A 25,128-nucleotide genomic window follows, 5' to 3' on the forward strand; every position below is an offset into this window, starting at 1 on the left:
AGCCGCGTCGCCCGCGTCGTCCCGTAATTCTTTATAGCTATCCGATACCAATCCCGGAAGATGGTGTTTCGTGGCGCTGAACCGCGACCGGCCCTGGAAGCGTTGACCGGGAAGCTGTTTCTCGTCGGCGGTGGGGCGGCCATCGCCTCGGCGGTCGGCAGTTCTGTCGGGGCGTTCGCGCTCGTTCCGCTCCCGGACGCTCTGGCGGCGCTCCCGCTGCTGTGGATGGTCGAGTCCCTCCCGGTGCTCGCAAGTCTCCCGCTCGCGGTCGCAGCCGTCGTCGTGCTGTATCCCCGGCTGGTCGACCGAACCCCGGCGGTGGCCACGAGCGGTCTGCTGCTCGCGGTGGTGCCGTGGTCCCTCTTCGCCGCAGTCCTCGCGTGGGGCTCTGCGAGCGTCGTGGTCCCGGGAGTGGCGTTCTCGCCGGATGCGGTGTTGTCGGCTCGCGCCGCCGGGCTGGCGCTGTGGCTCGCGTTTTTTCTGGGCGTCGGGCTCGCCGGCGTCTCCCTCCTGCAGACCGGCCGGCACTACCTCGCTGGCGGCGGCCTTTTGGCGTTCGTGGTGGCGTGGAACGGGCCGCTTCTGCTTGCGGAGGCGACCGGCTACCCGCCCGGTCGGGTGCTCCGGTTCTCCCCCACGGGGACAGCACTGGCGATGGTGGTGATCGGCTACTCGCTGTCGCCCGGGCAGGACCTCTCGGATGGGGGGTAACCGCAGAGCACGAAGCGGCGGGCCATTCGCGTCCGACCGGCTCGACTTCGTCCGTTGGCCTCCGAAACGCCCGCGGTCCGTATCGTCGGTCCCTGCCATGGGGCGCGTCCCGTCGATGCCCCCGTCGTAGCAGCGCGGAACGTCCCGGACGTCTCGGCCCGAGCGGAAGCAGGTACCGCCGAACCCCCGAGAAACTGCGACCGCACACGCCCGACGGACGGTCCAGCCGGACTCCGGTCCGCAACAATCCATTTACGTCGAGTCGTCGAACCCGAGTAGAACATGCGACCAGCCATCCAGCTGTTCACGCTCCGGGGCCTCGCCGAACCGCTGCCGGACCTGCTCGCGCGGGTCGGCGAGACGGCCTTCGAGGGCGTCGAGTTCGCGGGCCTCGGCGATTTCGACGCCCGGGAGATACGAACCGCGCTCGACGACGCCGACCTCGACGCGGCCGCGGCCCACGTCGGTATCGAGGACCTCGACTCCGACCTCGACGGCGCGGTCGAGACCTGCCGCCGGCTCGACTGCGACCGCCTCGTGGTCCCGTACCTCGACGACGCGGCGTTTGCCAGCGAGGCCGCCGTCGCCGACGCCGCCCGCCGACTGCGCGACCTCGACGACCGGCTCGCCGACCGCGGCGTCGCGTTCGGCTACCACAACCACGACCACGAGTTCACCGACCTCGGGGGGACCACCGGCTTCGACGCGCTGGTCGCCGAGACCGGCCTCGACCTCGAACTCGACCTCGGGTGGGTCACCGCCGCCGGCCGGGACCCCGTCGACCTGCTCGGGCGGCTCAGGGGGCGCGTGCCGGTGGTCCACTGCAAGGACGTCGCGGGCGACCGGCCGGTCGAACTCGGCGACGGCGACCTCGACCTCGACGCCTGCGTCCGGGCCGCCCGCGACGCCGGCACCGAGTGGCTGGTGTACGAACACGACGAACCCGACGACCCCGAGGCCTCGCTGGCCCACGGCGCGGCGACGCTCCCGGACCTGCTCGCGTCCGGCGAATGAGGGCGCTCGCAGCGAACGCAGCTACTCCCCGACGGTGACGTTCCCGGTGGTCGTCTGCGCGTCGTTGACCGTCACCTCGACCGCGTATTCGCCCGGTTCGCCGGGGTTGTCGACGGCGGGATACTCCACCACGACCACGTCGCCGGCTTCGAGGGTGTAGTCGGTGTCGAGTCCCACGGTGAACGAGTAGTCGTTGTTGTTGGCACCGCTGACGTGGCTCCCGTCGAACTCCCGGTCGAGCGCTCCGTCGCCGTCGGTGTCGACGCCGAGGCGTAGGTCCCCGTGTTGGACCGAGTCGACGCTGAACCGGTCGCGGGGGTAGGTGGCGGCGACCGACTCCCACTCGGAGCCTGCGCTCTCGTTCACCGTGACGCGGAGGGTGTGGTCGACGCCGGTCGCACCCGGCGTCGCGTTCCCCGACTCGACGACCGACCCGTCGGCTCCCGCGTCGTCGGCCGTCCCGTCGCCGGCGGGTCCGCCGCCGAGCCCCGAACAGCCGGCGAGCGATACGAGCGCGACCACGGCCACGACCATCGTCGTTCGTCGCATGCGCTCCCGTCGAGAGGGGAGCCCTGAATGCCTTCTGGCTCCCGGGCGGACCGCGTTCCGGTCTCGCGCACGGGCGCGAACGCGGACCTCGGCTCCGGCCGGCGAATCGCCGCCGGTGACGACAGGTATTTCAGTTTCGGTGTGTCATTTTAAAACATCCATGGCCGCGTTCACGCACATGGACACGTCACCATCAACCCGCCCCACAGAGGGGCAGTTCATCACTCATGGACGACACAGCAAAATACGTCATTCACGCCGACATCACCGCGGACGGGGTGGTCGAGCGCAGCGACGTCGTCGGGGCGGTCTTCGGCCAGACCGAGGGCCTGCTCGGCGACGACCTCGACCTCCGTGACCTCCAGCAGTCCTCCAAACTCGGACGCATCGACGTCGACGTCGACAGCGAGAACGGACAGTCGTTCGGCACCATCACCATCGCCTCCAGCCTCGACAAGGTCGAGACCTCCATCCTCGCGGCCTCCCTGGAGACCATCAGCAGGGTCGGCCCCTGCCGGGCCACGGTCTCGGTCGCGAGCATCGAGGACGTGCGGGCCGCCAAGCGCCGGACGGTGGTCGACCGCGCGAAGGAACTCCTCTCGGACTCGTTCGACGAGGACGTGATGACCAGCCGGGAGATTCTCGAAGAGGTCCGCCAGAGCGTCCGCGTCGAGGACATCGTCGAGTTCGAGGGCCTGCCCGCCGGCCCCCGCGTCGCCGAAAGCGACGCCGTGGTCGTGGTCGAGGGACGGGCGGACGTGCTCAACCTGCTCCAGTACGGCGTCAAGAACGCCGTCGCGGTCGAGGGCACCAACGTCCCCGACGCGGTGGCCGAACTGACCCAGGACCGGACCGTCACCGTGTTCCTCGACGACGACCGGGGCGGCGACCTCATCCGGAAGGAACTCGCGCAGGTCGCCGACGTCGACTACGTGGCGTTCGCGCCCACCGGCAAGTCGGTCGAGGACCTCTCGCGCCACGAGGTCATGTCCGCGCTCCGGAGCAAGCGGCCCTTCGAGGACGCGGTGGCCGACGACGAGGGGACCGCCGAGAGCGAGCGCGTCGAGGACGCGCCCGAGTCGCCGACCGACGGCGAAGGAGCCGCGAGCGCCGGCCCGTCGGCATCCGACGCCGGCGAGGCCGGACCGGCCGCGACCGACGGGAGCGCCCGTCCCGCGCCCGAGACCGACGCCGGAGCCGACGCCCCCGACTCGCCGGAGTCGACGGTCACTCCGAGCGCCGACGCGGAGGCCGTGGCCGCGGACGGGACGGCCGCGACCGACGAGGGCGGAGCCGACGACCTCGAAGCGGACGCGACGACGCCCGACGAACCGAGCGCCGACTCGGGCGCACCCGCCGACTCGGAGCCCGCGACTCTGCGCGAACACGTCGAGGCCGTCCTCGACGACGCGAGCGGGACGGCGCGCCTGCTCGACGAGGCGTTCGGCGTGCTGGACGAGGTCGACGCCGAGGAGGCCTTCGACGCGGTCGAGCGCGCCGACGAGCCACCGTTCGCGGTAATCGTGGACGGCACGGCCGACCAGCGCCTGCTCGACGTGTCGGCCCAGCGGGGCGTCGGACAGGTCGTCGCCCGGGAGTCGGGCGAGTACGTCAAACAGCCCGCCGACGTGCGGATCCGGACTGCGGACCAGTTCTGAGTCCGCGACGATTCTCCTGCCTTCGCGTCGTCGCTCGCCGCGTCAGCGACGCCAGTGGTCGAGGACGCGACAGGCCGCGTCGAGTTCGACGACCAGCGACTCGTCGCCGAGGTCGACCGTGAGCCGGACCGCCGGGGCGTCGCCGTCGCAGTCGGCGACCTCGCTCACGCGCGCCAGGTCGTGCGGCCCGAGCTGTGCGTCCGCCGGCCCCAGCCCGCGCTCGTCGTACAGGCGCTCGACCGCCGGATGGCCCAGGACGGCGTGAGCGACGGGCAGCGGATAGGACAGCCAGCAGTCCTCGCACGACGCCGTCGCGTACGCGACGTCGTCGAGGAGGTACGAGTCCGGGACCGACTCGCGCGGAACGGAGAGGCCGGCGGTCCCCACACAGCGCGGGCAGACCCCCGAACGCAGGAGTCGGACGTCGCAGGCGTGTCTCCGGAGCGAGACGTCGATGGCCTCCGACAGCGTGCGGTCCGCGAGCGCTCGCGGCGCGAGCGGGTACGCGACCGCAGCGCCGTGGTCCGGGCACACGACGAACAGCGAGTGGTCCCGGTAGGCGGCCACGAGCGCCTGCCCGCAGTGTGGACACTCGTAGTCGGTCCCCTGGGGGTCGACCGAGGCGGCGTCGCCGTCGTAGGTTCCGGCTCGAATCGCCGAGGCGATTTCGAGGGCCGCCACTCGCGGCCGGTATCGCCCGTCGACCTTGCGGACGAACTCGTCCTGGAGTTCGTCGAGGTGGTAGCTGAACCGGCTGGTGTCCTCGACGCCGACCTGCTCGCGCAACTCCGAGAACGTCGGCCACTCGGACGACCACGCCTCGTCGTACCGGGCCGCGAGCGCGAGCAGGATGCGAACCCGCGTCTCGTCGGTCAGGACCGCGTACGTCTCGTCGTGCGCGCCGTCGCCCGGCATACGTCCCGGTAGCACGGCTCCCCGCCTACGTGTTCCGGTTCGAGACGTCAACGAGCCAACTTAAAGGTCGTCCAGATAACATTTATTCCCGGCCCGAGACAACCCCCGGTCGTGCCGGATTCAGTTTCGAGACCGACGGCAGTCGCAACCGAGTCGTTCGCCGACCGGGCCGGGGTCGGTCCCGTCGCGGCGGTCCCCGCTGACGCCATCCCGGCCGAAACGGCGACGGACGTCGGGTCGAGACGACCGGCCCCAAGGCGCGACGGACGCCACGTCGGGGGTGACTGCGCGTGAGCGACGCCACCGGGGCCGTCGAGGACGTCGAAGCGTCGAGCGAGTCGCGGACGGCGACGCCGGCCGAGTCGACGCGCGGCGTCTGGGTCGAACAGGCAATGGGGTTCACCTACCGGACGCTCCGGGACGTGGCGCGGAGTTGGACCGTGCTGGGGGTCGCCGTCGGCCTGCCCCCGACGATGTACCTGCTCGTGACCGCGACCCGGGAGTTCGACCCGGCGACGAAAGGCTTGTTCGCGGTCGGCATCGCGGTGCTGGGCGCGATGATAGCGTCGCTGACCGTGTTCGGGAGCCAACTCGCCGTCGACCTGGAGTCCGACCGGTTCCTCGCGTACCGTTCGATGTCGGTGCGTCCCTCGGCCGACCTCGCGGGCCGGATGGCGGCCGGGCTGGCGGTCGCCGCGCTGGCGCTCGGGGTCGGACTCGTGGTCGGACTCCTCGACGGCGCGCCGCTCGGCGTCGGCGGCGTCGTCCCGGCGATGGTGTCTGTCGCCGCGTTCGTCGGCCTGAGCGTGGTGTTCATGGCGGCCGCGATTCCCGTCGTCGCGGCCGCGAACAACGAGCAGTACGCCCAGTTCGTGCTGTCGCTGGTCGCGGTGTTCGCGTTCATGCTCACCGGGTACAACGGCGTGATGCCCTCGATTGCGATACTCGACGAGTCGGTCGTCCAGTGGTTCCCGAACGCGCTCGCCACCCGCGCGATGGCGGTCCGCCTCGTCGCCGTCGAGGGGGCGTCGCGCGTCGGCTTCGCCGGGACGGCCAATCGGCTCGTTCCCCTCGCCGGATACGCCGTCGTCGCGGCAGTGGCCGGCGTCCTCCTCTCGCGCTGGCAGTTGTACGACGGGAGGTCCGGCCGATGAGCGACCCGATTCTGGTCGCCGAGAACGTCGGGAAGTCGTTCGGCGACGAGGCCGTGGTCGGGGGCATCGACCTGACCGTCGACCCCGGCGAAGTCGTCGTCCTGATGGGACCGAACGGCACGGGCAAGTCGGTCCTCGTCTCGTGTCTCGCCGGCGGGCTGGTCCCGTCGGCGGGCCGGGTCGAGGTCGCGGGTCGGCCGCCCGCGTCGGACCCCGGCACGACGAGTTTCCTGCTTCAGGACGCGCTCTGTCTCGACAGGCTGACCGGCCGGGAGAACGTCGCGTTCTACGACCGTCTCAACCCGACGTTCACCGACGAGTGGCGCACGCTGGTCGAGACGTTCGGCATCGACGACCGGCTCGACGACCGAGTGGCCCACTACTCCGGCGGGATGCGTCGAAAGCTCGAACTCGCCATCGCGCTCAGCATCGAGGCCCCGCTGTACGTCCTCGACGAGCCGACGGCCGCCCTCGATCTGACGATGGTGAGCGAGGTCCACCACAGGCTGTCGGAGCTTCGCGACCGTGGGAAGGGGGTCCTCGTGACGACTCACCTGCCGATGGACGCCGACGTCGCCGACCGGATCGTGTTCCTCACCGGTGACGGCGTCGTGGCGTCCGGGACGCCCGACGCGCTCCTGTCGTCGGTCCCGCCGGTCGTCGAGGCGTCGCTGGGAAGCGCCGACGCGCTCGCCGACGAGGTGATGGACGGACGCCTGTTCAGGGGCGACGGCGTCGTCCGCGGCTTCCTCGACTCGGACGCGGCGGGCGTCGACGACCTCGGGGACGCTCGCGTGACCGACCCCACGTACGCCGACCTGTTCAACTACCTCCGGTTCGCGGACTGACCGGCTCCGGTGGTCGGACAGTTCCGTCGCCCGGCCGAGCGAGACGCCCGGCTTCGGTTCGGTCGTCCCCAGTTTCCGCACAGCACTCCGTCACCCGTCCCGCCCGTTCGTGGTACAGTATCGGAACCCAGCCCCGTAACGCTCCGTAACAACCTGTTACAATCTGTTTCATTTCGTAACGCTTAACAGTCCCGCGCCGGAACGACGGGGTATGTCCGAAACGGTGCGAGTCCGAGACGACGACTACGAACGGATGCAGTCCGCACAGGACGTTCTGGGGCTGCCGTTCCCGGAGGTCGTCCATCTCAGTCTGACCACGGACCTGTTGAAGGGGAGTCCGGCACAGAACGCACGTCGGGCGATGCAGTACTACTACACGTACATCCTCCGCGAGTACGACGACGTGCGCGACGTTCCCGTCGAGGAGCTGTCGTTCGACAGCGCGGACCAGGCGAAAGCCGGGCTGACCATCGGCGCGGAGAAACACGAGAACCAGCTTCAAGAACAGCGGAAAGCGCGGCGAGCCGAGTCCTCACGCCCGTCCTAACTCCCGACTCATCGTTATCCCCTCGCTGCCGTCCTCGTAGTAGTCCGCGACGCGACCCACTTCCGCGAAGCCCAGCGACTCGTACAGTCGTCGGGCGGCGTCGTTGTCGGGGTGGACCGTGAGCCGAATTTCGGAACACCCCGCCGCGCGAAGGCGGTCGCAGGCGGCCGCAAGCAGTCGTTTCGCTCGGCCCGCCCGACGGTGCGCCGGCTCGACGACGATCTCCGCGACGTATCCCGTTTCGTCGTCGTGGAAGGCCGCGAGGTAGCCGACCGGCGTGCCCTCCGCGGTCGAGACCAGAACGAGCGGTGGCCCGTCGACGGCGTACGCCAGCAGGGCGGGATTCGGCTCCCGGAGGTTGGTCTGGATGGCGCGCAGGCGCTCGCGGTCACCGGCCTCGGCCGCTCGAATCACGGCAACGCGACCACCGCGAGGCCCGCGCCGACGAGCGCGCCCGTGAGCGTGGCGAGGAAGTTGACGCCCTGATTGCCCAGCGCGTCGCCTTCGAGGGTCGCGCCGAGCAGGCTGTCGGTCGTCATCCCGGCCACGCCCGCCGCGACGACGACCGCCGCGCCCGTCGGGTCCACGCTGTCGAACAGCGCGAACGCGATGGCCGCGACGACCGCCGCGCCCGCGAGCCCCGCGAGTTCGCCCTGCCACGTCACCGCGCCGTCGGTCCCGGGGTCGACGGGTTCGAGCGTGGTGACCAGCCGAGGGTCGTCGAACACGCCGCCGATTTCGCTGGAGAGGGTGTCGCTCATCGCGGTGGCGACCGAGCCGGTGAACGCGAACAGGAACAGCTCGCCCGGCACCGGGAGCCGGCCGCGCGCAGCGTACGCCAGCACCGCCGCCAGCGCGACCGCCGCGTTGCCGAGCACGTTGCCGGTGCCGCGGGCACCCTCGTTGTCCTCGGCGACGCCGCGGGCCTGCTTTTGCTCGTAGCGGAACTTGGTCGAGAGGCTGCCGACGCCGAAGAAGGCGATGAGGACGGCGAACCACGCGTAGCCCCCGAGCACGATGGTCAGCACCGCCAGCAGCGCGCCGGTCATCATCCCCGGGATGGAGGCGGCGTCGAGCGCCCACGAGACGTAGCCGAACAGCGCGCTCACGACGATGGCGACCGCGACGCCCTCGACGGTCACGACCACCGTGAGGTCGGCGAACAGCCACAGCAGCAGCGCGACCGAGAGGACCACCAGCGGGTCGTCGCGGGCGAACAGCACCGACCGGAGCAGCCCCGCCAGCATCGCGCCGCTGGCCGCGAGGAAGACGAGTTCCGGCAGCGCGGGCGCGACGGCGACGCCCTCGACGGTCAGCACGGCGAGTTGCCCGGCGGTGGCCGCGGCCAGTCCGCCGGCGACGAACGCGCCCGTCCGGACGATGGCGTCGGCGTCGAACCGCGACGCGACTTGGTGGGCCAGATTGCCGTAGCCGACCACGAGGACGCTGGCGACGAAGACGTGGGTCGGCAGGCGGGCGAACAGCGCGAGGAGCGCGACGCCCGTGGCGGCGAAGCCGAAGGCCGCGAGCCCGTGGAGTCGCCCCGCCTGCCGGTCGGCGGGCCGGGCGAACAGTTCGAACGCCGGTCCGTCGGTGACCGACAGCGCGAGGACCGCTATCGCGCCGAACGCTCCGGCGGTGGCCCATCCGAACATCGGGGCGGCCAGCGACAGGGTGGCCACTGCGGCGAACGCCGCCGCGCGCCGAACTCTGGAGGTCACGATGTGCGAGCGTTCCGCCGACGCCCACTTAATGCTCCCGAAGCGACCGGCACGACGCCGGACGTGGGGCCGACGCGCGTCTGACGCCGGGCGGAGAGGCGACCGTGGGTCCGCCCGCGCGGTCACCGATACGCGTCGAACTCCTCGCCGAACAGCAGGAAGTAACCGGTGCCGACGACGCCGATTACCGCCGCGAGCGTGAACGCGACCTCCGGGCTGACGAAGTCCCAGAGGTAGCCTCCCAGCGCCGCGCTCGGAACGACGACCGCGTTCCGGAGCAGATAGTAGGTGCCGGTGACTCGCCCGCCGGCGTCCCGTTCGGCCGGGCCGACGATGAGCGCCTTGTGGGAGGGCAGCCCGGCGAATCGGAGGCCGGAGAACGCGAAGATCGCCACCATCGCCCACTGGAGGGAGACTGCCGGAGCGAGCACTTCGGGGCCCGCGATGAGGACGACGGGGAACACGCCGTAGACGAGGAACCCGAGCGCGACGATAGGCTTGAGACCGACGCGCTCGGCGAGCTTGGCGGCCGGTGCCATCGTGAGCAGCGCGACCAGCATCTCCACGCCCAGCAGGTAGCCGAAGAACGCTTCCGGGGAGACGTCCACCGCGTAGGAGAACTCGCCCAGCGCCAGCGTGGCCTCGAAGCCGACCTCGTAGAACTGCGTGACCACCAGCACGAAGAACACGTACACCATCCCGTTCGCGAACCGGACCAGCGTGTCGCCCACCAGGAGCGGCCGGAGTTCGTCGGGCATCTCCCGGAGGTCGCGCCGAATCCCGTCGAGACCCTCGAAGCTGTCGCCGACGGTGTCCTCGCTGGCGTCGTAGAGGACGTGCTGGACGACCGTCCCGATTGCTCCGAAGACGACTGCGACGGCAAGCACGTACTGGAAGCTCACCGTGAACGCGGGATGGAACCCGATCAGAACGGCCGCGAGCACGGGGCCGACGAGGAAGGCGGTCCGGCGGAACGTCTCGGTGCTGGCGAACCCGGCCGCCAGCTTCGAGGGCTCGGTCGCCTGCTTGACGACCGCGAACGTCGCGCCGAGGCCGAACGACTTCCACGCCTGAGCGAGCAGCAGACCGACGAATATCCAGACCCACGGGTCGACGGTGACCCCGCCCACCGAGAGCGCGCCGACCGCGGGCGCGACGAGCCAGAACGCGAACCCGAGCGTCGAGAGGAGCCCGAACAGCGTCAGCGCGTATCGGGAGCCCAGCCGGTCGGAGACGGTACCGCCCGGGTAGGGATACACCGCGGAGATGACGTTGCCGACCGTCCCGTACAGGCCGACGACGAATCCCGAAGCGCCCAGCGCCGCCATGTACTCGGGCAGGTAGCGGCTGGTCATCTGGAAGCCGAGGCTGAACGCGAACATCGCGGCCGAAAGGACCAGCACGTCGCGTTCGAGTGCGAAGAACTGGTGGAACGGGTCGAGTACGCTTCTGGACTCGTCCTCGGCGACCATTCTCGGGTCGAGGTTCGGAGGTGAATCAATTATGCTTTGCCGTGCGGACGGTCGCGGGCGCGCCAGTGTTGGGAAATATATTTGCGCCTCGCCGGCGTAGCCCGGCCATGCGCGCTTCTGACGGGGGGACCGACGAATCGAGCGGCCGCGAACCTCGCGGGGAACAGTGATGGCCGTGCGAGCAGCGCCGGCATCCGAGCGACGTCGCCGACGCGACCGACTCCGACCCGACGAATGACGGGAGACACGAAGCGACGGCTCCGAATCGCGTTCGTCGCACTGCTCGCGCTCTCGGTCGTCGGCGTCGGCTACGGCCTCGCCACCTCGTGGACCGACACGACCGTCGAGTCCCACCTCGACGGCGACGGCGTCGACCCGACCGCCGAGGTCGCGCCCGACGCCGACGGCGTCACCGTCGTCGCGACCGACTCGAACTCGTGGCGGGGCGAGGCCAGCGAGGGCCCCCGCGCCCGGGCGGAACTCGTCGGCATCAACCCGAACGGGACGGTCCGCTACTACGACGACGCCCACACGCGCTACTGGGACGTCGACCCCGTGGCCGGCACCGACGCCACCGTCGAGTACTCGTACGCCGACCACCGCGAGGGCGAGGCCTGTCCCGACGCCGACGAGTGGGACCCCGGCGACTACGGCGTCGACGAGGTGACGTGGGACACCTACTACGAGAGCCACGACGAGGCCGGCGCGTGTACGTACAACGGCGTCGAGCGCGCCAACCTCACGACCGGCGAGACCGAGCAGGTGTGGGGCCACCTCACGCCCGGCAAGGAGTCCTCGCGGTACCACGACGTCGACCGGGTCAACGACACCCACCTCGTGGTCGCGGACATCTACCTCGACGGCGCGTTCGGCGTCGACACCACCGCCGACGAGGTGGCGTGGCGCTGGAACGCCTCCGACGCCTACGACACGGACGCCACGGGCGGCCCGTACCCCGAGGACTGGTCGCACATCAACGACGTCGAGTTGCTCGCCGACGGGCGCATCATGGTGAGCGCCCGGAACCACGACCGCGTCCTCTTTCTGACCGCCGAGGACCGAACCCTCGACGAGGAGTGGACGCTGGGCAGCGAGGACGAGTACGACGTCCTCTACGAGCAGCACAATCCCGACTTCGTGAACGAGTCGAACGGCGGGCCGGCCGCCGTCGTCGCCGACAGCGAGAACAACCGGGTGGTCGAGTACCGGCGCGAGGCCGACGGGACGTGGACCCAGTCGTGGCTCTGGCGCGACGCCCGGATGCAGTGGGCCCGGGACGCCGACCGGCTTCCGAACGGCCATACGCTGATCTCGGACTCGAACGGCAACCGCGTGTTCGAGGTCGACGAGGACGGCGAGGTGGTCTGGAGCCTCAACATCGCGTTCCCCTACGAGGCCGAGCGTCTGGGGACGGGCGACGAGTCCGCCGGGGGCCCGAGCGCGCGCTCGGCCGACCTCGCCTCGCGCACCGGAACCGCAGGCGACCGGTTCTGGATAACGGTCAAGAGCGTCGTGCCCGGCAAGTACCTCAACGGGCTGATGTACGTCACGCCGGTCTGGATGGGGTTCCCGGAGGTGGTCGCGACCGCGTTCGGCGGGCTGGTCGCGCTCGTCTGGGGCGTCCTCGAAGCGCGGTGGTATCGCGCCCGCCACCGCACGAGCCCCGCGGACGGCTCGGACGAGCGCGCGACCGACGACGACTGAACCCGTCCCGGTCCGTGACGTTTAGGTCGCTGGCCCGCGAAATTCCGACGCGTGGGACTGTACGACCGCTACCTCGCCGCCCGCCTCCGGCGGCGCGAGCCCGCGCCGCCGAGCCACGTCGCCGTCATCGTCACCGAGCGCGACCTGCTCGAACAGGGCGCATACGCCACCCTGGAGGCGTTCTTCGAGTGGGCGTTCGAGTACGGAGCCCAGCGCGTGACCGTGTACGTCAGCGTGCTCGACCCCGCGGCCGCGCCGACGCTCCGCCGGGAACTCGAAGGGGTGTCGGCCCCGCGAACGCTCGCGGTCCGGGGGCCCGAGGACACCCAGCGCGCCGACGCGCCCATCCAGGTGTCCATCGGCCTGGGCGGCAAACACGAGTTCGCGGGCGCGGTCCGGAAGATAGCCGAGGACGTGCAGGCGGGCGAGCTCGACGCCGAACAGGTCGACGAGCGCGAGGTCGAGAACTACCTCGTGTTCCCCGAGAATCCGGACCTGGTCATCAAGACCGGCGCGGAGCGGCTCTCGGACTTCATGATATGGCAGTCGGTGTACTCGGAGCTGTACTTTACCGACGTGAACTGGCGGGACTTCCGGAAGCGCGATTACCTCCGGGCGCTGCTCGACTACGAGAGCCGCCAGCGTCGGTTCGGCCAGTAGGTCACTCCACGGAGGTCCCGTCGCTCTCGACCTCCAGTTCCTCGACGCTCGGGTCCTCGGGGAGCGTGCCCCGGAACCGCTCGATGATGGCCCGAGCCTCGGCCAGCTCCGCGCCGCCGAGCGCCCTCACCAGCGCGAGCGCGCGCTCGGCCCGCGTGCGCCGCCACGACTCCTCGCGGGACTCGTAGGTCCGGACCGCCCGCAGGAAGTCGACCTTCGAGAACTCCGGCCAGTAGGGCGTACAGAAGAAGACGGCGGCCTCGTTGCCGTTGGCGTGCCACGGCAGGAAGTTCGACGTGCGCTCGTCCCCGCCGGTCCGGATGATGAGGTCGACGTCCCGGACCGGGCGGTCGTAGATGCGGTCCTCGATTTCGGCGACGTCGACGTCCTCGATGTCGAGGTCGCCGTCCTCGACCGCGCGGGCCACCTCGCGGGCCGCGCCGAGGAGTTCGTTCCGACCCCCGTACGCCAGCGCGACGTTGAGCGTGAACTCGTCGTAGTCGGCCGTCCGACGCTCGGCGTAGTCGATGGCCTCCCGGACGCGGCCGGGAAGCCGGTCGACGTCGCCGATGGCCCGAATGCACACCCCGCCGTCGTGGACGCGGTCGTCGTCGGCGAACTCGTAGAGTTTGTCCTCCAGCAGGTCGAACAGGACCTCGCGCTGGTCTTTCGGTCGGTCGAAGTTCTCGGTCGAGAAGGCGTACAGCGTCAGCTCCTCGACCCCCATCTCCTTGCACCAGTCGAGCACCCGCTCGGTCGTCCGCGCCCCGGCGTGATAGCCGTCGTGAGCGTCCCCGCCCCGCTGGGTGGCGTACCGTCGGTTCCCGTCCTGAATCACGGCGACGTGCGTCGGCGCGCCCGAAATCTCCCGCTCGAGGAGCCGTTCGTACGCGACCCCCGCACGCTGCCGTAGCCACTCGAACATCCGTTAGTGGCCCCGACGCCGTCGAGTACAATTAGCCTTTTGACCCGTCAGTCGGCCGACCCGGCGGACCAGCTTCACCTAGTTGCATACCTTTTTAACTATGGGGCGACTTGTGGCAGAACGCAATGGCGAAAGGTACGGTCGATTTCTTCAACGACACTGGCGGTTACGGATTCATCGACACCGAGGACTCGGAGGAAGACGTCTTCTTCCACATGGAAGACGTCGGCGGTCCCGACCTCGAAGAGGGGCAGGAAGTCGAGTTCGACATCGAACAGGCCGACAAGGGACCGCGCGCGACGAACCTCACGCGTCTGTAGCGGTATCCCGTCGAACAGAGTGATTTTCTTGGTGCAAGTCGGGTAGCTGCGGGTGTGCCGCGAATCGCCGTCGCTGCGACCCTCGGCACCGCACCGTGGCCACGACCCCGCGAACCGCAGGGCGTTTAACCGGCGGCTGACTTGACCCCGACATGGAAGACGTGCTCGACGAGGAGCTCTACCGCAGGACCAAGCAGTTGCTCGAACCCGGCGACGTCGAGCTGAACGGCGCGGTCGTCCACACCGACTTCGGGGGCGACGAGGACGTCGAGATGCATCAGGCGACCGTGGACGTGGGCGAGATAATCGCCGCACACGCGGGCCACGACCCCACCGACACGTTCGTCTACTCGGGCACCGACGATTCCGAGTTCGCGTCGAACCAGCATCAGGGGCTGACGCTCGACGACGAGTCGTTCGTCTGGGAGTGCCAACAGCTCCTCCGGGAGGGCAGCTTCGACGTGGTGTTCTACTACGAGGCAGACGCCGACCACGAGGGCATCCTCGCGGACGTCCGCGACCTGGGCTTCGAGGTGACGGGCGTCGAGGGGCCGTAGGCGATGCCCGGCGGACGCCCGGTGGTCGCCGGCCGGTCCCCCGAATACCGGAAGCGGGGGCGCGTTTGGAAGGCTTTACGTACCGGCCGTCCAAAGCCGTCTACAATGAGTGTGCGGTGCGTCTCGGTGGGTACGAACGGGACTCCCGGGGGCTCTCGGACCGAAGCACGGCTCGCGGGGTGGTCCCCGTGAGCGGGGCGACCGGCGTGGTCTCCGGCCTCCGGGTCAGCCACGACAGCGCGAGCCTCGACGCGGTCGAAGGAGCCTGTCACGTCGACAGCGAGGCGGTTCTCGGCCGCCTGCTGGACGCGCCCGACGTCCGCGAGGCGTTCGCGCTCCAGACGTGCAACCGGTTCGAGGCCTACGTCGTCACGGACGCGCCCGCGACCGGGCGAGCGGTCCTGTCGGAGTTCTCGCCCGACGTCGACGGTCACGCCACCGTCGAGACCGACCACGAGGAGAGCCTACGCCACCTGATGCGGGTGGCCGCCGGTCTCGAATCCATCGTGCTCGGCGAGGACCAGATACTCGGGCAGGTCCGTGACGCCTACGCGACGGCCGTCGAAGCCGGCGCGCTCGGCCCGATTCTCGACGACGCGGTCACCAAGGCCATCCACGTCGGCGAGCGCGCCCGGACCGAGACCGCCATCAACGACGGCGCGGTGTCGGTCGGCAGCGCGGCGGTCGAACTGCTCGACGAGGAGACCGACCTCGGCTCGGCGGGGGCCGTGGTCGTCGGCGCGGGCGAGATGGGAACCATCGCGGCGCGCGCGCTGGCCGACGCCGGCGTCGAGACGCTGACGGTCGCCAACCGGACGCCCGAGCGCGCGGCCGAACTGGCCCGCGAACTCGACCACGACGACGCCCGCGCGGTCGGCCTCGAGGACGTCGAGTCGGCGCTCGCGGCCGCCGACGTCGCGGTCACCGCCACCGGAAGCGACGGGCGCGTCCTCGGGGTCGAGGAGTTCGCGACCGCCGGCGGCACGCTCGTCGTCGACGTCGCCCAGCCTCGGGACGTCGCGCCCGCGGCCGCCGCGCTCGCGGACGTGACGGTGTACGACATGACCGCCCTGGAGACGGTGACCGACGAGACCGAGCGCAGGCGGCGGGCGGCCGCCGAGTCGGTCGAGACCATGATAGACCGGGAGTTCGACCGCCTGCTGGAGGGGTACAAGCGCAAGCGGGCCGACGAGGTGGTCTCGGCGATGTACGAGAGCGCCGAGCGCGTCAAGGAGCGCGAGCTCTCGGAGGCGCTGTCGAAGCTCGACGCGCACGGTGACCTCTCCGAGGACCAGCGCGAGGTGGTGGCGTCGATGGCCGACGCGCTGGTCTCCCAGTTGCTCGCGCCCCCGACCAAGAGCCTGCGGGACGCCGCCGCCGAAGACGACTGGACGACCATCAACACCGCGCTCCGGCTGTTCGACCCCGAGTTCGGCGACGAGGACGGGACCGAAGACCGTGAACCGCCGGCGTTCGTCCGCGAGCAGGCCGAGATACCCGACGAGGTGGCCGAGCGGATGCCCGACGACGTCGCGGCGGGCGTCACCGACGACGACTGAGGGCGCGCTCGTCGCTCCCCGGCACCTGATTTTATCTGCCGCCGCGCCCAACGACGACGCATGGCCGAGCTACTCTCGGACGACGAGATCGACCGGCGAATCCCCGACGGCTGGGAGCGCGAGGGCGACGAGATCGTGCGCGTCTACGAGTTCGACGACTACCTGAAGGGCGTCGCGTTCGCCAGCGAGGTCGGCGAAATCGCCGAGGAGCAGTTCCACCATCCGACCATCGAGATCGGGTACGAGGCGGTCACGGTACGGTTCACCAGCCACGAGGAGGGCGGCGTCACCGACGCCGACGTCGAGATGGCCGAGCTGACCGACGACGTTCGGTGAGTCGGAAGTGCGAGCATGGACGCCCGCTACGTCTTCGCGGTCCGGTTCCGGCTCGACCCCGCAGTCGGCGGCGTGTCGGTCGACCCCGACGAGTTCGAGACCCGACTGGCGCGCGCGGCCGACCCGCCCGGCGAGGCGGGGTGGCTCTTCTTCCGGGACAACCTCTGGCGCGGCGAGATAACCGACGAGGCCCACTTCCGCGAGTTGACCGAGGACGCGCTGGGCGTGACGGACGCGCGGGGCGTGACGGTGCTGTCGGTGGAGTACCGCGCGTTCGAGACCGACGAGGCGTACCTGACGGCGTTGAAAGACGAGATTCGGAGCGACCTCGCGCAGTTCAACGCCGACTCGGTCTCGGCGGTGCTGCACAAGTACCTCGGGAGTTCGCTCGAAGTCGAACGCTCGTAGTTCCGGAAAACGTTTATTTTTCCCGAGCGCCTACCCGACTGTCCCTATGGTCGCCCGCGAGTACGATTACTGGCTGCTCGACCTCGACGGCACACTCGTCGACGTCGACTGGTCGTACCCCCGGTCGGTGTTCGACCGGGTCGGGACCCGGCTCGGCCGGGAGTTCACCGACCGCGAGGCCGAACTCCTCTGGCACGGCCTCGGCGGGAGTCGCAACGACCAGCTCCGGGAGTGGGGCATCGACCCCGAGAACTTCTGGCCGGTCTTCCACGAGATAGAGGACCCACAGCGCCGGGCCGAGGAGACGTTTCTCCACGACGACGCCGCGTTCGTCGCCGACCTCGAGTGTCCGGTGGGGCTGGTCACCCACTGCCAGCCGTTCCTCGCGAACCCGGTCCTCGACGAACTCGACATCCGCGACTGGTTCGACGCCGTGGTCTGTTGCGACGAGGAACTGGGCTGGAAGCCCGACCCCAGCCCGGTCGAACACGCCGAGACACTGCTGGGCGTCGACCGTGAAGGCGTCCCCGCGAGCGGCGGTTCGTCGAGTCGCGGGTCCGACGGCGTGCTGGCGGGCGACGGCGCGAGCGACGTGGGCGCGGCGTGGAACGCCGGCCTCGACGCGGTCCACGTCGAGCGCCACGGCCACGCCCACCGCCAGCAGTGCGTCCTCGGCGACTATCGGGTGGAGACGTTCGAGGAACTGCCGGGACTGGCGAGTTCGGGGTAACTCGAAACGTCGAGAGCGGATTCGATCTGACCGGGACGACGGTAGCGAGCCGATTTTTGAATGAGACATCCGTACCGAGGAACGTTTAGAAAGCCCCCGCCCGCTCGCGGTCGCTCTGCGGGATATCTTGCGGGCGCAAAACTGCGCCCGCAAGATAGTGGCCGCGCACAGGCGACCACGGGCCTGCGGCCCGCGAGCGGGCGGCCCCTTTCAGTCCACCCGGACTGTCGGAGGCGTCACGGGGTGCATCCTCGTGGACGACCCCACCGCGCGCTACCGGTCGAATCCCGGCAGGTCGTCGAGTATCCCGTCCAGTTCCGCGTTCAGCGCCGTCCGAAGCGCCGCGACGCCCGGCTTCTCGGCGCGGTCGGGATTCCCCAGCACGCGGACCGTCTCGGTGCCGACCGGGACGAAGCCCAGTCCGAGCTTCTCCGCCGTCGCGCGCAAGCCGAGGCCGGCATCGGCGTCGCCCGTGGCGACCTTCCGGGCGGGGCTCTCGTGGGCTTTCGCCGCCAACTCGAAGCCGTCGATGGCGTCGGTGAGGTCCCTGCGGCTCGCGGCCCGGTCGTCGGCGAGGTCGGCGAGTGCGGCGTCGAGGGAGGTCCGCAGGCCCGAATCGCTCCCCCGGTTGACGAACCGCAAGTCGCGGTCGACGAGGTCGGCGAGGCCCGCGATTTCCTCGGGGTTGCCCGCCGGGACGACCAATCCCCACTCGCGCTCGTAGGCGGCGAGTTGCTGGGACGCGACGTCGCGGTCGTCGGGCGGGCCGGTCGTCGTGACCGCGACGTCCGGTACGCCGTCGCGCAGGCGACGCAGCCCCTCGCGCGAGCCGACCGCGAGGTATCTGGGTCGCTCCAGGTCGTCGAGCAGGCGGGCCAGCGCGGGGTCGTCCTCGCCGACGCCCAGCACCGTGGGCGGGCGCACGTCCGGGGAGAACAACTGGACCTCGACGGACTCGCCCTCGGCGAGGTAGGCGGTGTCGGCCGGCACCTCGACCACGCCGTCGGCGGCCACGAGGCTGGTGGTCGCGCCGCTGCCTTTGTCGACGGTGTAGGCCACTACCTCTTCGCCGGTCTCGACCAGCCCGACCGGCAACATTCGGGTCCGACCCTCCGAGTACCGCTCTTCGGCGGCCAGCCGAGCCGCGACGGTCGCGGTCGCCGGCTCGGGCAGGCCGGCGGCGTCGCGGACGGCGGGCGCGACGAACGTCCGGAAGATGGTGAGCGCCGAGACCGGGTAGCCCGGCAGGCCGACGTACGCCGACCGGTCGAGTCGACCCACCAGCATCGGTTTGCCGGGCTTGACCGAGACGCCGTGGAGCAGGAGTTCGCCCCGGTCCTCGATCACCTGATATATGACGTCGACCGCGCTCGCGCTCGTCGAACCCGAGGACAGCACGAGGTCGCACTCGTCGGCCGTCCGGCGCAGGACGGCCTCCATCTCGTCGTAGTCGTCCCCGGCGTGGGGGTAGAGTTCCGGCTCGCCGCCGGCCTCCGCCACGGCGCTCGCGACGGCGTAGCTGTTGACGTCGTATATCTGGCCCGCCCCGCTGTCGAGGTCCGCGCCGGGACGGACGAGTTCGTCGCCGGTCGAGACGATGCCGACGGTGGGTTTCGCGCGGACCGGCACCGAGTCGACCCCGAGCGCCGACAGCAGGCCGATTTCGCGTGGCGTGAGCCGCGTTCCCGGGCCGAGCGCGCGCTCGCCGGCGGCCACGTCCGCGCCCGCGAGCATCACGTGGTCGCCCGGTGCGACGGCGGTCCGGACGAGGACCGCGTCGCCGTCTTCGGACTCTTCCGTCCGCTCGACCATCACCACGGCGTCCGCGCCGGGCGGCATCACCGCGCCGGTCGAAATCTCGGCGGCTTCGCCCTCGTCGACCGCGACTGTCGGCTCCTCGCCCGCGTGGACGGTCCCCGCGAGGTCGAGGACTGCGGGGTCGGTCTCGTCCGCGCCGAACGTGTCGCGGGCGCGGACCGCGTAGCCGTCCATGCTCGCGCGGTCGAACCCCGGCACGTCGAGGCCGGCGTCGATTCGCTCGGCCAGCACCCGACCTCGGGCGTCTTCGAGCGGGACGCGCTCGGCGTCGGGCGTGAGGTCGAGGCTAGCGATTGCGTCTCTGGCGTCCTCGGGGTCGGCGAGGTCCCTGAACTCCTTGCGGTCGGTCATTGCGTATCACTTCCCGACGGGACGGTTGGAGCCGACGAGTCGGTGGTCGATTCGTCCTCGAAAGCCCCCGCCCGCTCGCTACGCCTCGAAGATATTGAAACACGGGAGAAGACAGCCGACAACAACACCCCGAAAGCCCCCGCCCGCTCGCGGTCGCTCAGCGACATATTCGGCGCAAACCGCACGCCGAATAGGGGTCGCTGAAGCGACGGAACTGCACGCGAGCGGGCGGCCCCTTTCGGTCCGCCCGGACGGTGGAGCGTCGAATCGGGCCCAATCCGGTGGGCAGTCCCACCGGGCGTGAGCCTCACGCCGCCCCAGCCTCGGCGAGCGCCTGAACGCGCTCGCCTCCCTCGCGCAGTCGGTCGCGCCCACGAGAGGGCGCGACCGTGCGCGCCGACCGCCGGCCGACCAACCGGCGCGTTCCGCCCGGTAGGCCATGCCCCCGCCTCGGCGGACTGAAAGGGCGAGCGGCGCTCGGGGAAGGCGGACGACGGAAGCACCGCAGGGAGCGACCGCAGGGAGCGACCGAGGAGCGCAACGAGTCCCCCGACCCGAGCGCCGCGAGGGCTTTCGGGGCGGTTGCCGCTCCAGTGGCCCTTGCGGTCCTGTATGCGAGGGCTTTCGAGGCGGTTGTCGTCCCAGTCGCTTCTACGGTGCTGTTCGCGGATGCGTCCGAGGAAGTCGCTATCGCGGTCCGTCCGACCGCTCATGGAAGCGCCTCCCAGTCCTGCACCTCGACGGTCTCGCCCGCGGGAATGCCCTCCCGGTCCTCCGGCACGACGACCCAGCCGTCCGCGAGCGCGACGCTCGACAGCACGCCCGACCCCGAGGCCCGCGTCGGGGTCGCGGTCGTCTCGCCCTCCGCGCTCGCGTCGACTTCCACTCGCGCGAACGTCCGGATGCCCGGCTCGCTCCGTATCTTCCGGTCGAGTCGCGCCTCGGTCGCGGGCAGGGGCCCGCACGGGAGCCCGCCGACCGCCTTCAGCGCGGGCCGGAGGAACTGGACCGCGTTGACGATGCACGCGACCGGGTAGCCCGGCAGCATCACCACCGGCGTCCCCTCGACCGCGCCGACCGCGACCGGGTGGCCGGGCTTGAGCGCGACGCCGTGGACCAGCACCTCGCCGAGGTCGGCCACGACCTCGGGCGTCAGGTCGCGCTCGCCCACCGACGACCCGCCGATGGTGACCACCACGTCCTTCGTGAGGTCGCGCTGGACGGCGGCCCGGAGCGCGTCCGGGTCGTCGGTCACCGGGTCGCGGAGCGTCGGAACGCCGCCCCACCGCTGGGCGAACCGCGCGACCGTCAGCCCGTTGGTCTCGACGACCTCGCCGGGGTCCGGGTCGGCCGCCACCAGTTCCTCGCCGGTCGGAACCACGCCGACGGTCGGGCGCTCGCGCACCGCGACCGTCTCGACGCCGACCGAGCGCAGCAGGCCGAGGTCGGAGGGTCTCAGGCGGTGGCCCGCGTCGTACAGGCGCTGGCCCGACTCGACGTCCTCGCCGACGGGCGCGACGTTCTCGCCGGGCGCGACCGCGTCGAAAACCTCCACCTCGTCACCGAAAACGTCGGTCTGTTCTATCATCACCACCGCGTCCGCGTCCGCGGGGAGTTCGCTCCCGGTGTGGACCCGGATCGCACCGCCGGGCGCGACCGCGTCGGCTCCCGCCCGCTCGCTCGCCGCTCCGCTCGGGCGGAGCACCGCGGGCGAGCGGTCGCTCGCGCCGAAGGTGTCCTCGGCCCGCACCGCGTAGCCGTCCATCGCGGCGCGCGGGTAGTGGGGGACGTTGCGCTCGGCGACCACCGGCTCGGCGAGCGCCCGCCCGTCGGCCGCTTCGAGGGGTCGCTCCTCGACCCGCTCGTGGGGGTCGACCGCGTCGAGCAGGCGTCTGCGGGCGTCGTCGAGGCGCGTCCTGTCCTTGAACCCGGACCGCTTCCGGTCGGGCGACTCGTCGCTCATGGGGTGGAATCGGCCTGCCTCGGGCAAAAGCGTGTGGGACGGAGCGACTGGACCGCCGACGCCGGCCGGCACGGGTCGGACCACACCCTTTTTCGCCCTTCCGTCCCAAAACGGGAGTATGTCAGCGCTTCGCGACGCGATGCGGGAGTTGCCCGACGCGGTGTTCGCCGACCTGTTGGAGAGCGACGACGCCTACCTGCTGGTCGTCGACCTGCCCGGCGTCGTCGACGACACGGTGGACGTCGAAGCGACCGACGGGACGCTCGAGATCGAGGCGCGCCGCGAGAAGGACGTCCCCGTCGCGTTCTCGTACCTCCAGGAGGACAGGTCGCCGTTCCTCGACGCCGAGCTACCGCTGCCGCCCGACGCGACCGGCGCCGGCGCGCGCGCGACCATCGACCGGGGCGTGCTGGAGTTGCGCCTGCCCAAGCGCGACGCCGCGCCCGAGCGAGAGATTCCCGTCGAGCATCGGTGACCGCGCGGGGTGGTCACACTGGTCCAACTCCGCGCGTACCGGCGGTTCCTCGTCGTGGCGTACCACTTCCTGCCGCTGTTGGTGAGCTACGCCCGCGACCGCCGCCGGTTCGTCCTGTTCGGCCGGTCGCGGCAGGTCGACGCCCAGACCCGCGTCGAGCGGGCCGAGACCCTGCTGGAGTCGCTGCTGACGCTCGGCCCGACGTTCATCAAGTTCGGCCAGTTGCTGTCGACCCGTCCCGACGTGCTCCCGCCCGAGTACGTGGACGTGCTCTCCCGATTGCAAGACGAGGTGCCGCCCGCGCCGTGGGCCGAGGCCCGGGTCGTACTCGAAGAGGAAATCGGTCCCGTCGAGGAGCACTTCGACGACTTCGACACCGACCCCATCTCCGGGGCGAGCCTCGGTCAGGTGTACACCGCCGAAATCGACGGCGAGGAGGTCGCGGTGAAGGTCCGCCGGCCCGGCATCGAGGCCCTCGTGGCGGCCGACCTCCAGGTCGTCCGGTGGGCGCTGCCGGTCCTGTTGTACTTCATCGACGACGCCCGGTCGTTCTCGCTGGAGACCCTCGCCGACGAGTTCGACCGCACCATCCGCGAGGAGATGGACTACGAGCGGGAGGCCGAGATGCTCGAAGAGATACGCGCGAACTTCGAGGGCGACGACGACGTGACGATTCCGGCGGTCGTCGGCTCTCACTCGGGCTCGCGCGTGTTGACGATGGAGTACGTCGAGGGGACCAAGATAAACGACGTCGAGGCGCTCGACGAGATGGGCGTCGACCGCCACGAACTCGCGGTGACTCTCCAGCGGGCGTACCTCCAGATGATGCTCGAAGACGGCGTGTTCCACGCCGACCCCCATCCGGGGAACCTGTCGGTCCGGCCCGACGGCACCATCGTCTTCTACGACTTCGGCATGTCCGGCCGGGTCGACGAGTTCGTCCAGAACAAGATAGTCGAGTTCTACGTCGCGGTGGCCAACCAGGACATCGACGGCATCCTCGACGCGCTCGTCGAGATGGGGACGCTCAGCCCGGAGGCCGACCGCGCGACGATGGGCAAGGTGATGGAACTCGCCATCGAAGACGCTCGCGGCGAGGACATCGAGACCTACCGGGTCCAGCAGATAATCTCGCAGGTCGAGGACACCATCTACGAGTTCCCCCTGCGCTTGCCGTCGAACCTCGCGCTCGTGCTTCGGGTCGCGACGGTCGTCGAGGGGGTCTGTGTCACGCTCGCTCCCGACTTCGACTTCATCTCGACCGCCACCGACTACCTCACCGAGCAGGGGTTCCGCGAGGAGTCCATCAGGAAGTACGCCGCCCAGACGGGCGACCGGCTCCGCGAGTCGGTCGAGTCGTCGGTCCGACTCGCGCCGAAGGTCGAAGACGCTCTCGACCGCATCGACCGCGAGGACTTCCACGTCCGCGTCGACGTCGAGGACGGCGACGACGTGTTCGAACTGCTGGCCAAGCGGCTCGTCTACGGGATGTTGCTCGCCTCGGGCGCGTTCTCGACCGCGTTCCTCTACGCGACCACCGAGGTCCGGGCGGCGGCCGTCGCCGCGGCGTTCTCGGCCGGCGTCGCGGTCCTGCTCTACCGGACTTTCCGGAGTCGCGGCGGCATTCGGACGACGCCCCAGTTCACCCGTCACGAGCTACAGCGCCGGCGCGGCAGGGAGTAGCCGGTCGGCAGTGACGCCGCTCGCGCGCGCCTGGTTTTAGGATAGCCAAAATTATGTTCTTCATTTAGAAACTCTTTTTTGTAGTCGGTGTGTTGAAACGGACATGAGCCTCGCAGGGAACCTCGTACTCGTGTTCGTCGCGGGACTGGTGACGGCACTGGCGACGGGCCTCGGCGCGCTCCCGTTTTTCTTCGTCGACGAGTTCAGCGACCGATGGAACGTGACGCTGTGGGGACTCGCGTCGGGCATCATGGTGGCGGCGTCGCTGTTCGGCCTCGTCAACGAGGGGCTGGCCTACACGTCGGGCGGCGTCCCGACGCTGATGGTCGGCGGCCTGTTCGCTGGCGTCGCGCTGGTCGAGGCCGCCGACAGGGCGCTCGACGCGGTCGAAGTCGGCGGGGGCGGCGAACCCGGGACGGCCGAACACGGGTCCGACGACCCCGACGACGAGGCCGACGCTCACCCCGACAACGAGACCGACGCTCACCTCGCCGACGGCGGCCACGACCACGACGACCACGCGATGGAGGCCAGAGCCTTCGCCGAGGGCGACCTCAAGACGCTCGTGCTCATCCTCGGCATCCTCACCGTCCACAGCTTTCCGGAGGGCGTCGCGGTCGGCGTCTCGTTCGCGGAGCTCGGACTGGACGGCGGCCTCCAGCTGCTCGGCTTCTCGATTCCGCTGCTCGCGGTGTTCATGACCGTCGCCATCTCCATCCACAACGTCCCGGAGGGGACCGCCATCGCCATCCCGATGCGGGCGCTGGGGCTCTCGAATTGGCGGATGGTCGGCGCGGCGGTGTTCTCCAGTCTGCCCCAGCCCGTCGGCGCGGTCATCGCGTTCGCGTTCGTGCGCTGGGCCGAGGCGTTCCTCCCGTTCGGCTTCGGGTTCGCCGCCGGCGCGATGGTGTACCTCGTGGCCACGGAGTTCGTCCCGGAGGCGCTCGAAACCGGCGCGGACCTGCCCAACGGCGGCTACAGGGAACTCGCCGTCGGGTTCGGCCTCGGCATCGTGGCGATGGTGCCGCTGATGTACGTGTGACGGGACCT

Annotated in this window: 25 protein-coding genes; 17 read left to right on the forward strand and 8 right to left on the reverse strand. The window is 70.5% G+C overall.

Going from position 1 to position 25,128, the window contains the following annotated elements; genetic code table 11:
- Positions 1-60: 60 nt before the first annotated feature.
- Together EPL03_RS04600 and EPL03_RS04605 are read left to right on the forward strand one after the other, a co-directional pair.
- Positions 61-711, forward strand: a complete 651-nt coding sequence (locus tag EPL03_RS04600) for a hypothetical protein (RefSeq protein ID WP_135828143.1) — start codon at positions 61-63, stop codon at positions 709-711.
- A gap of 282 nt (positions 712-993) precedes the next feature.
- Positions 994-1,725, forward strand: a complete 732-nt coding sequence (locus tag EPL03_RS04605) for a sugar phosphate isomerase/epimerase family protein (RefSeq protein ID WP_135828144.1) — start codon at positions 994-996, stop codon at positions 1,723-1,725.
- A 21-nt stretch (positions 1,726-1,746) separates the two neighbouring features.
- On the opposite strand, the gene EPL03_RS04610 is transcribed toward EPL03_RS04605, so the two are convergent.
- Complete coding sequence (locus EPL03_RS04610; protein ID WP_135828145.1) at positions 1,747-2,274, reverse strand: hypothetical protein; 528 nt, start codon at positions 2,272-2,274, stop codon at positions 1,747-1,749.
- A gap of 227 nt (positions 2,275-2,501) precedes the next feature.
- Between EPL03_RS04610 and dnaG the strand changes: the two genes are divergently transcribed.
- Complete coding sequence (gene dnaG / locus EPL03_RS04615; protein ID WP_135828146.1) at positions 2,502-3,932, forward strand: DNA primase DnaG; 1,431 nt, start codon at positions 2,502-2,504, stop codon at positions 3,930-3,932.
- 42 nt (positions 3,933-3,974) lie between these two features.
- Here the strand turns inward: dnaG and EPL03_RS04620 are convergent, their stop codons facing one another.
- Positions 3,975-4,847 carry a DUF7351 domain-containing protein gene (locus tag EPL03_RS04620; RefSeq protein WP_135828147.1) on the reverse strand — a complete coding sequence of 291 codons (873 nt, stop codon included), beginning with the start codon at positions 4,845-4,847 and terminating at the stop codon, positions 3,975-3,977.
- Positions 4,848-5,137: 290 nt separating this feature from the next.
- Between EPL03_RS04620 and EPL03_RS04625 the strand changes: the two genes are divergently transcribed.
- The 3 genes from EPL03_RS04625 to EPL03_RS04635 all read left to right on the forward strand — a co-directional run bounded on the left by EPL03_RS04625 (position 5,138) and on the right by EPL03_RS04635 (position 7,396).
- Positions 5,138-6,001, forward strand: a complete 864-nt coding sequence (locus EPL03_RS04625) for an ABC transporter permease (protein ID WP_135828148.1) — start codon at positions 5,138-5,140, stop codon at positions 5,999-6,001.
- Positions 5,998-6,849, forward strand: coding sequence for an ABC transporter ATP-binding protein (locus tag EPL03_RS04630; RefSeq protein ID WP_135828149.1), 852 nt, complete (start codon positions 5,998-6,000; stop codon positions 6,847-6,849). Before EPL03_RS04625 ends, EPL03_RS04630 begins: the two co-directional genes overlap by 4 nt.
- 211 nt (positions 6,850-7,060) lie before the next feature.
- Positions 7,061-7,396 carry a hypothetical protein gene (locus tag EPL03_RS04635; RefSeq protein WP_135828150.1) on the forward strand — a complete coding sequence of 112 codons (336 nt, stop codon included), beginning with the start codon at positions 7,061-7,063 and terminating at the stop codon, positions 7,394-7,396.
- On the opposite strand, the gene EPL03_RS04640 is transcribed toward EPL03_RS04635, so the two are convergent.
- From EPL03_RS04640 to EPL03_RS04650, 3 genes are all read right to left on the reverse strand, one after another.
- Positions 7,382-7,810, reverse strand: coding sequence for a GNAT family N-acetyltransferase (locus EPL03_RS04640; protein ID WP_135828151.1), 429 nt, complete (start codon positions 7,808-7,810; stop codon positions 7,382-7,384). The two genes, EPL03_RS04635 and EPL03_RS04640, sit on opposite strands and share 15 nt — an antisense overlap.
- Positions 7,807-9,117: a DUF92 domain-containing protein gene (locus tag EPL03_RS04645; protein WP_135828152.1), complete on the reverse strand. Its 1,311-nt coding sequence runs from the start codon at positions 9,115-9,117 to the stop codon at positions 7,807-7,809. Before EPL03_RS04645 ends, EPL03_RS04640 begins: the two co-directional genes overlap by 4 nt.
- Before the next feature lie 122 nt (positions 9,118-9,239).
- Positions 9,240-10,589, reverse strand: coding sequence for an MFS transporter (locus EPL03_RS04650; RefSeq protein ID WP_135828153.1), 1,350 nt, complete (start codon positions 10,587-10,589; stop codon positions 9,240-9,242).
- A 234-nt stretch (positions 10,590-10,823) separates the two neighbouring features.
- Between EPL03_RS04650 and EPL03_RS04655 the strand changes: the two genes are divergently transcribed.
- Both EPL03_RS04655 and EPL03_RS04660 read left to right on the forward strand, forming a co-directional pair.
- Positions 10,824-12,293, forward strand: coding sequence for an arylsulfotransferase family protein (locus tag EPL03_RS04655; protein WP_135828154.1), 1,470 nt, complete (start codon positions 10,824-10,826; stop codon positions 12,291-12,293).
- Positions 12,294-12,344: 51 nt separating this feature from the next.
- Entirely contained in the window at positions 12,345-12,953 is a 609-nt protein-coding gene (locus tag EPL03_RS04660; protein WP_135828155.1) for an undecaprenyl diphosphate synthase family protein, read from the forward strand.
- 1 nt (position 12,954) lies between these two features.
- Here the strand turns inward: EPL03_RS04660 and uppS are convergent, their stop codons facing one another.
- Positions 12,955-13,878 (reverse strand): polyprenyl diphosphate synthase, encoded by a 924-nt coding sequence (gene uppS, locus EPL03_RS04665; protein ID WP_135828156.1) that lies wholly within the window; start codon positions 13,876-13,878, stop codon positions 12,955-12,957.
- A gap of 125 nt (positions 13,879-14,003) precedes the next feature.
- Here uppS and EPL03_RS04670 point away from each other — a divergent pair, with 125 nt between their 5' ends.
- The 6 genes from EPL03_RS04670 (at position 14,004) to EPL03_RS04695 (ending at position 17,788) form a co-directional block, all read left to right on the forward strand.
- Complete coding sequence (locus EPL03_RS04670; protein WP_135828157.1) at positions 14,004-14,198, forward strand: cold-shock protein; 195 nt, start codon at positions 14,004-14,006, stop codon at positions 14,196-14,198.
- 152 nt (positions 14,199-14,350) lie between these two features.
- Positions 14,351-14,755, forward strand: a complete 405-nt coding sequence (locus EPL03_RS04675; protein ID WP_135828158.1) for a DUF5778 family protein — start codon at positions 14,351-14,353, stop codon at positions 14,753-14,755.
- Positions 14,756-14,943: 188 nt separating this feature from the next.
- The gene (gene hemA, locus EPL03_RS04680) at positions 14,944-16,314 is read left to right on the forward strand and encodes a glutamyl-tRNA reductase (protein ID WP_210424896.1); all 1,371 of its coding nucleotides are present in this window, start codon (positions 14,944-14,946) and stop codon (positions 16,312-16,314) included.
- A gap of 60 nt (positions 16,315-16,374) precedes the next feature.
- On the forward strand, positions 16,375-16,650 hold the full coding sequence (locus tag EPL03_RS04685) for a 4a-hydroxytetrahydrobiopterin dehydratase (RefSeq protein WP_135828159.1): 276 nt from the start codon (positions 16,375-16,377) through the stop codon (positions 16,648-16,650).
- A gap of 15 nt (positions 16,651-16,665) precedes the next feature.
- A complete protein-coding gene (gene lwrS / locus EPL03_RS04690) occupies positions 16,666-17,058 on the forward strand; it encodes an LWR-salt protein (RefSeq protein WP_135828160.1) in 393 nt (130 codons plus the stop codon).
- A 46-nt stretch (positions 17,059-17,104) separates the two neighbouring features.
- The gene (locus EPL03_RS04695; RefSeq protein WP_135828161.1) at positions 17,105-17,788 is read left to right on the forward strand and encodes an HAD family hydrolase; all 684 of its coding nucleotides are present in this window, start codon (positions 17,105-17,107) and stop codon (positions 17,786-17,788) included.
- A 273-nt stretch (positions 17,789-18,061) separates the two neighbouring features.
- Here the strand turns inward: EPL03_RS04695 and EPL03_RS04700 are convergent, their stop codons facing one another.
- Both EPL03_RS04700 and EPL03_RS04705 read right to left on the reverse strand, forming a co-directional pair.
- A complete protein-coding gene (locus EPL03_RS04700; protein ID WP_135828162.1) occupies positions 18,062-19,957 on the reverse strand; it encodes a molybdopterin biosynthesis protein in 1,896 nt (631 codons plus the stop codon).
- 709 nt (positions 19,958-20,666) lie between these two features.
- Complete coding sequence (locus EPL03_RS04705; protein WP_135828163.1) at positions 20,667-21,920, reverse strand: molybdopterin molybdotransferase MoeA; 1,254 nt, start codon at positions 21,918-21,920, stop codon at positions 20,667-20,669.
- A gap of 118 nt (positions 21,921-22,038) precedes the next feature.
- On the opposite strand from EPL03_RS04705, the gene EPL03_RS04710 reads away from it, so the two are divergent.
- From EPL03_RS04710 to EPL03_RS04720, 3 genes are all read left to right on the forward strand, one after another.
- Positions 22,039-22,395: an Hsp20/alpha crystallin family protein gene (locus tag EPL03_RS04710; RefSeq protein ID WP_135828164.1), complete on the forward strand. Its 357-nt coding sequence runs from the start codon at positions 22,039-22,041 to the stop codon at positions 22,393-22,395.
- Between the two features lie 9 nt (positions 22,396-22,404).
- A complete protein-coding gene (locus tag EPL03_RS04715) occupies positions 22,405-24,078 on the forward strand; it encodes an ABC1 kinase family protein (RefSeq protein ID WP_210424897.1) in 1,674 nt (557 codons plus the stop codon).
- 103 nt (positions 24,079-24,181) lie between these two features.
- The gene (locus tag EPL03_RS04720) at positions 24,182-25,120 is read left to right on the forward strand and encodes a ZIP family metal transporter (RefSeq protein WP_135828165.1); all 939 of its coding nucleotides are present in this window, start codon (positions 24,182-24,184) and stop codon (positions 25,118-25,120) included.
- Positions 25,121-25,128: the final 8 nt, after the last annotated feature.

Origin of the sequence: Halorussus halobius, assembly GCF_004765805.1 — an archaeon.
Lineage (GTDB): Archaea > Halobacteriota > Halobacteria > Halobacteriales > Haladaptataceae > Halorussus > Halorussus halobius.

Excerpts from the sequence above, each read along its gene's own strand:
- EPL03_RS04675 (WP_135828158.1), top strand. The coding sequence starts at position 14,351 with ATGGAAGACGTGCTCGACGAGGAGCTCTACCGCAGGACCAAGCAGTTG.
- EPL03_RS04605 (WP_135828144.1), top strand. The coding sequence starts at position 994 with ATGCGACCAGCCATCCAGCTGTTCACGCTCCGGGGCCTCGCCGAACCG.
- lwrS (WP_135828160.1), top strand. The coding sequence starts at position 16,666 with ATGGACGCCCGCTACGTCTTCGCGGTCCGGTTCCGGCTCGACCCCGCA.
- EPL03_RS04685 (WP_135828159.1), top strand. The coding sequence starts at position 16,375 with ATGGCCGAGCTACTCTCGGACGACGAGATCGACCGGCGAATCCCCGAC.
- uppS (WP_135828156.1), bottom strand. The coding sequence starts at position 13,878 with ATGTTCGAGTGGCTACGGCAGCGTGCGGGGGTCGCGTACGAACGGCTC.
- dnaG (WP_135828146.1), top strand. The coding sequence starts at position 2,502 with ATGGACGACACAGCAAAATACGTCATTCACGCCGACATCACCGCGGAC.
- EPL03_RS04705 (WP_135828163.1), bottom strand. The coding sequence starts at position 21,920 with ATGAGCGACGAGTCGCCCGACCGGAAGCGGTCCGGGTTCAAGGACAGG.
- EPL03_RS04600 (WP_135828143.1), top strand. The coding sequence starts at position 61 with ATGGTGTTTCGTGGCGCTGAACCGCGACCGGCCCTGGAAGCGTTGACC.
- EPL03_RS04700 (WP_135828162.1), bottom strand. The coding sequence starts at position 19,957 with ATGACCGACCGCAAGGAGTTCAGGGACCTCGCCGACCCCGAGGACGCC.
- EPL03_RS04695 (WP_135828161.1), top strand. The coding sequence starts at position 17,105 with ATGGTCGCCCGCGAGTACGATTACTGGCTGCTCGACCTCGACGGCACA.
- EPL03_RS04650 (WP_135828153.1), bottom strand. The coding sequence starts at position 10,589 with ATGGTCGCCGAGGACGAGTCCAGAAGCGTACTCGACCCGTTCCACCAG.
- EPL03_RS04620 (WP_135828147.1), bottom strand. The coding sequence starts at position 4,847 with ATGCCGGGCGACGGCGCGCACGACGAGACGTACGCGGTCCTGACCGAC.
- EPL03_RS04655 (WP_135828154.1), top strand. The coding sequence starts at position 10,824 with ATGACGGGAGACACGAAGCGACGGCTCCGAATCGCGTTCGTCGCACTG.
- EPL03_RS04670 (WP_135828157.1), top strand. The coding sequence starts at position 14,004 with ATGGCGAAAGGTACGGTCGATTTCTTCAACGACACTGGCGGTTACGGA.
- EPL03_RS04630 (WP_135828149.1), top strand. The coding sequence starts at position 5,998 with ATGAGCGACCCGATTCTGGTCGCCGAGAACGTCGGGAAGTCGTTCGGC.
- EPL03_RS04720 (WP_135828165.1), top strand. The coding sequence starts at position 24,182 with ATGAGCCTCGCAGGGAACCTCGTACTCGTGTTCGTCGCGGGACTGGTG.
- EPL03_RS04610 (WP_135828145.1), bottom strand. The coding sequence starts at position 2,274 with ATGCGACGAACGACGATGGTCGTGGCCGTGGTCGCGCTCGTATCGCTC.
- EPL03_RS04635 (WP_135828150.1), top strand. The coding sequence starts at position 7,061 with ATGTCCGAAACGGTGCGAGTCCGAGACGACGACTACGAACGGATGCAG.
- EPL03_RS04710 (WP_135828164.1), top strand. The coding sequence starts at position 22,039 with ATGTCAGCGCTTCGCGACGCGATGCGGGAGTTGCCCGACGCGGTGTTC.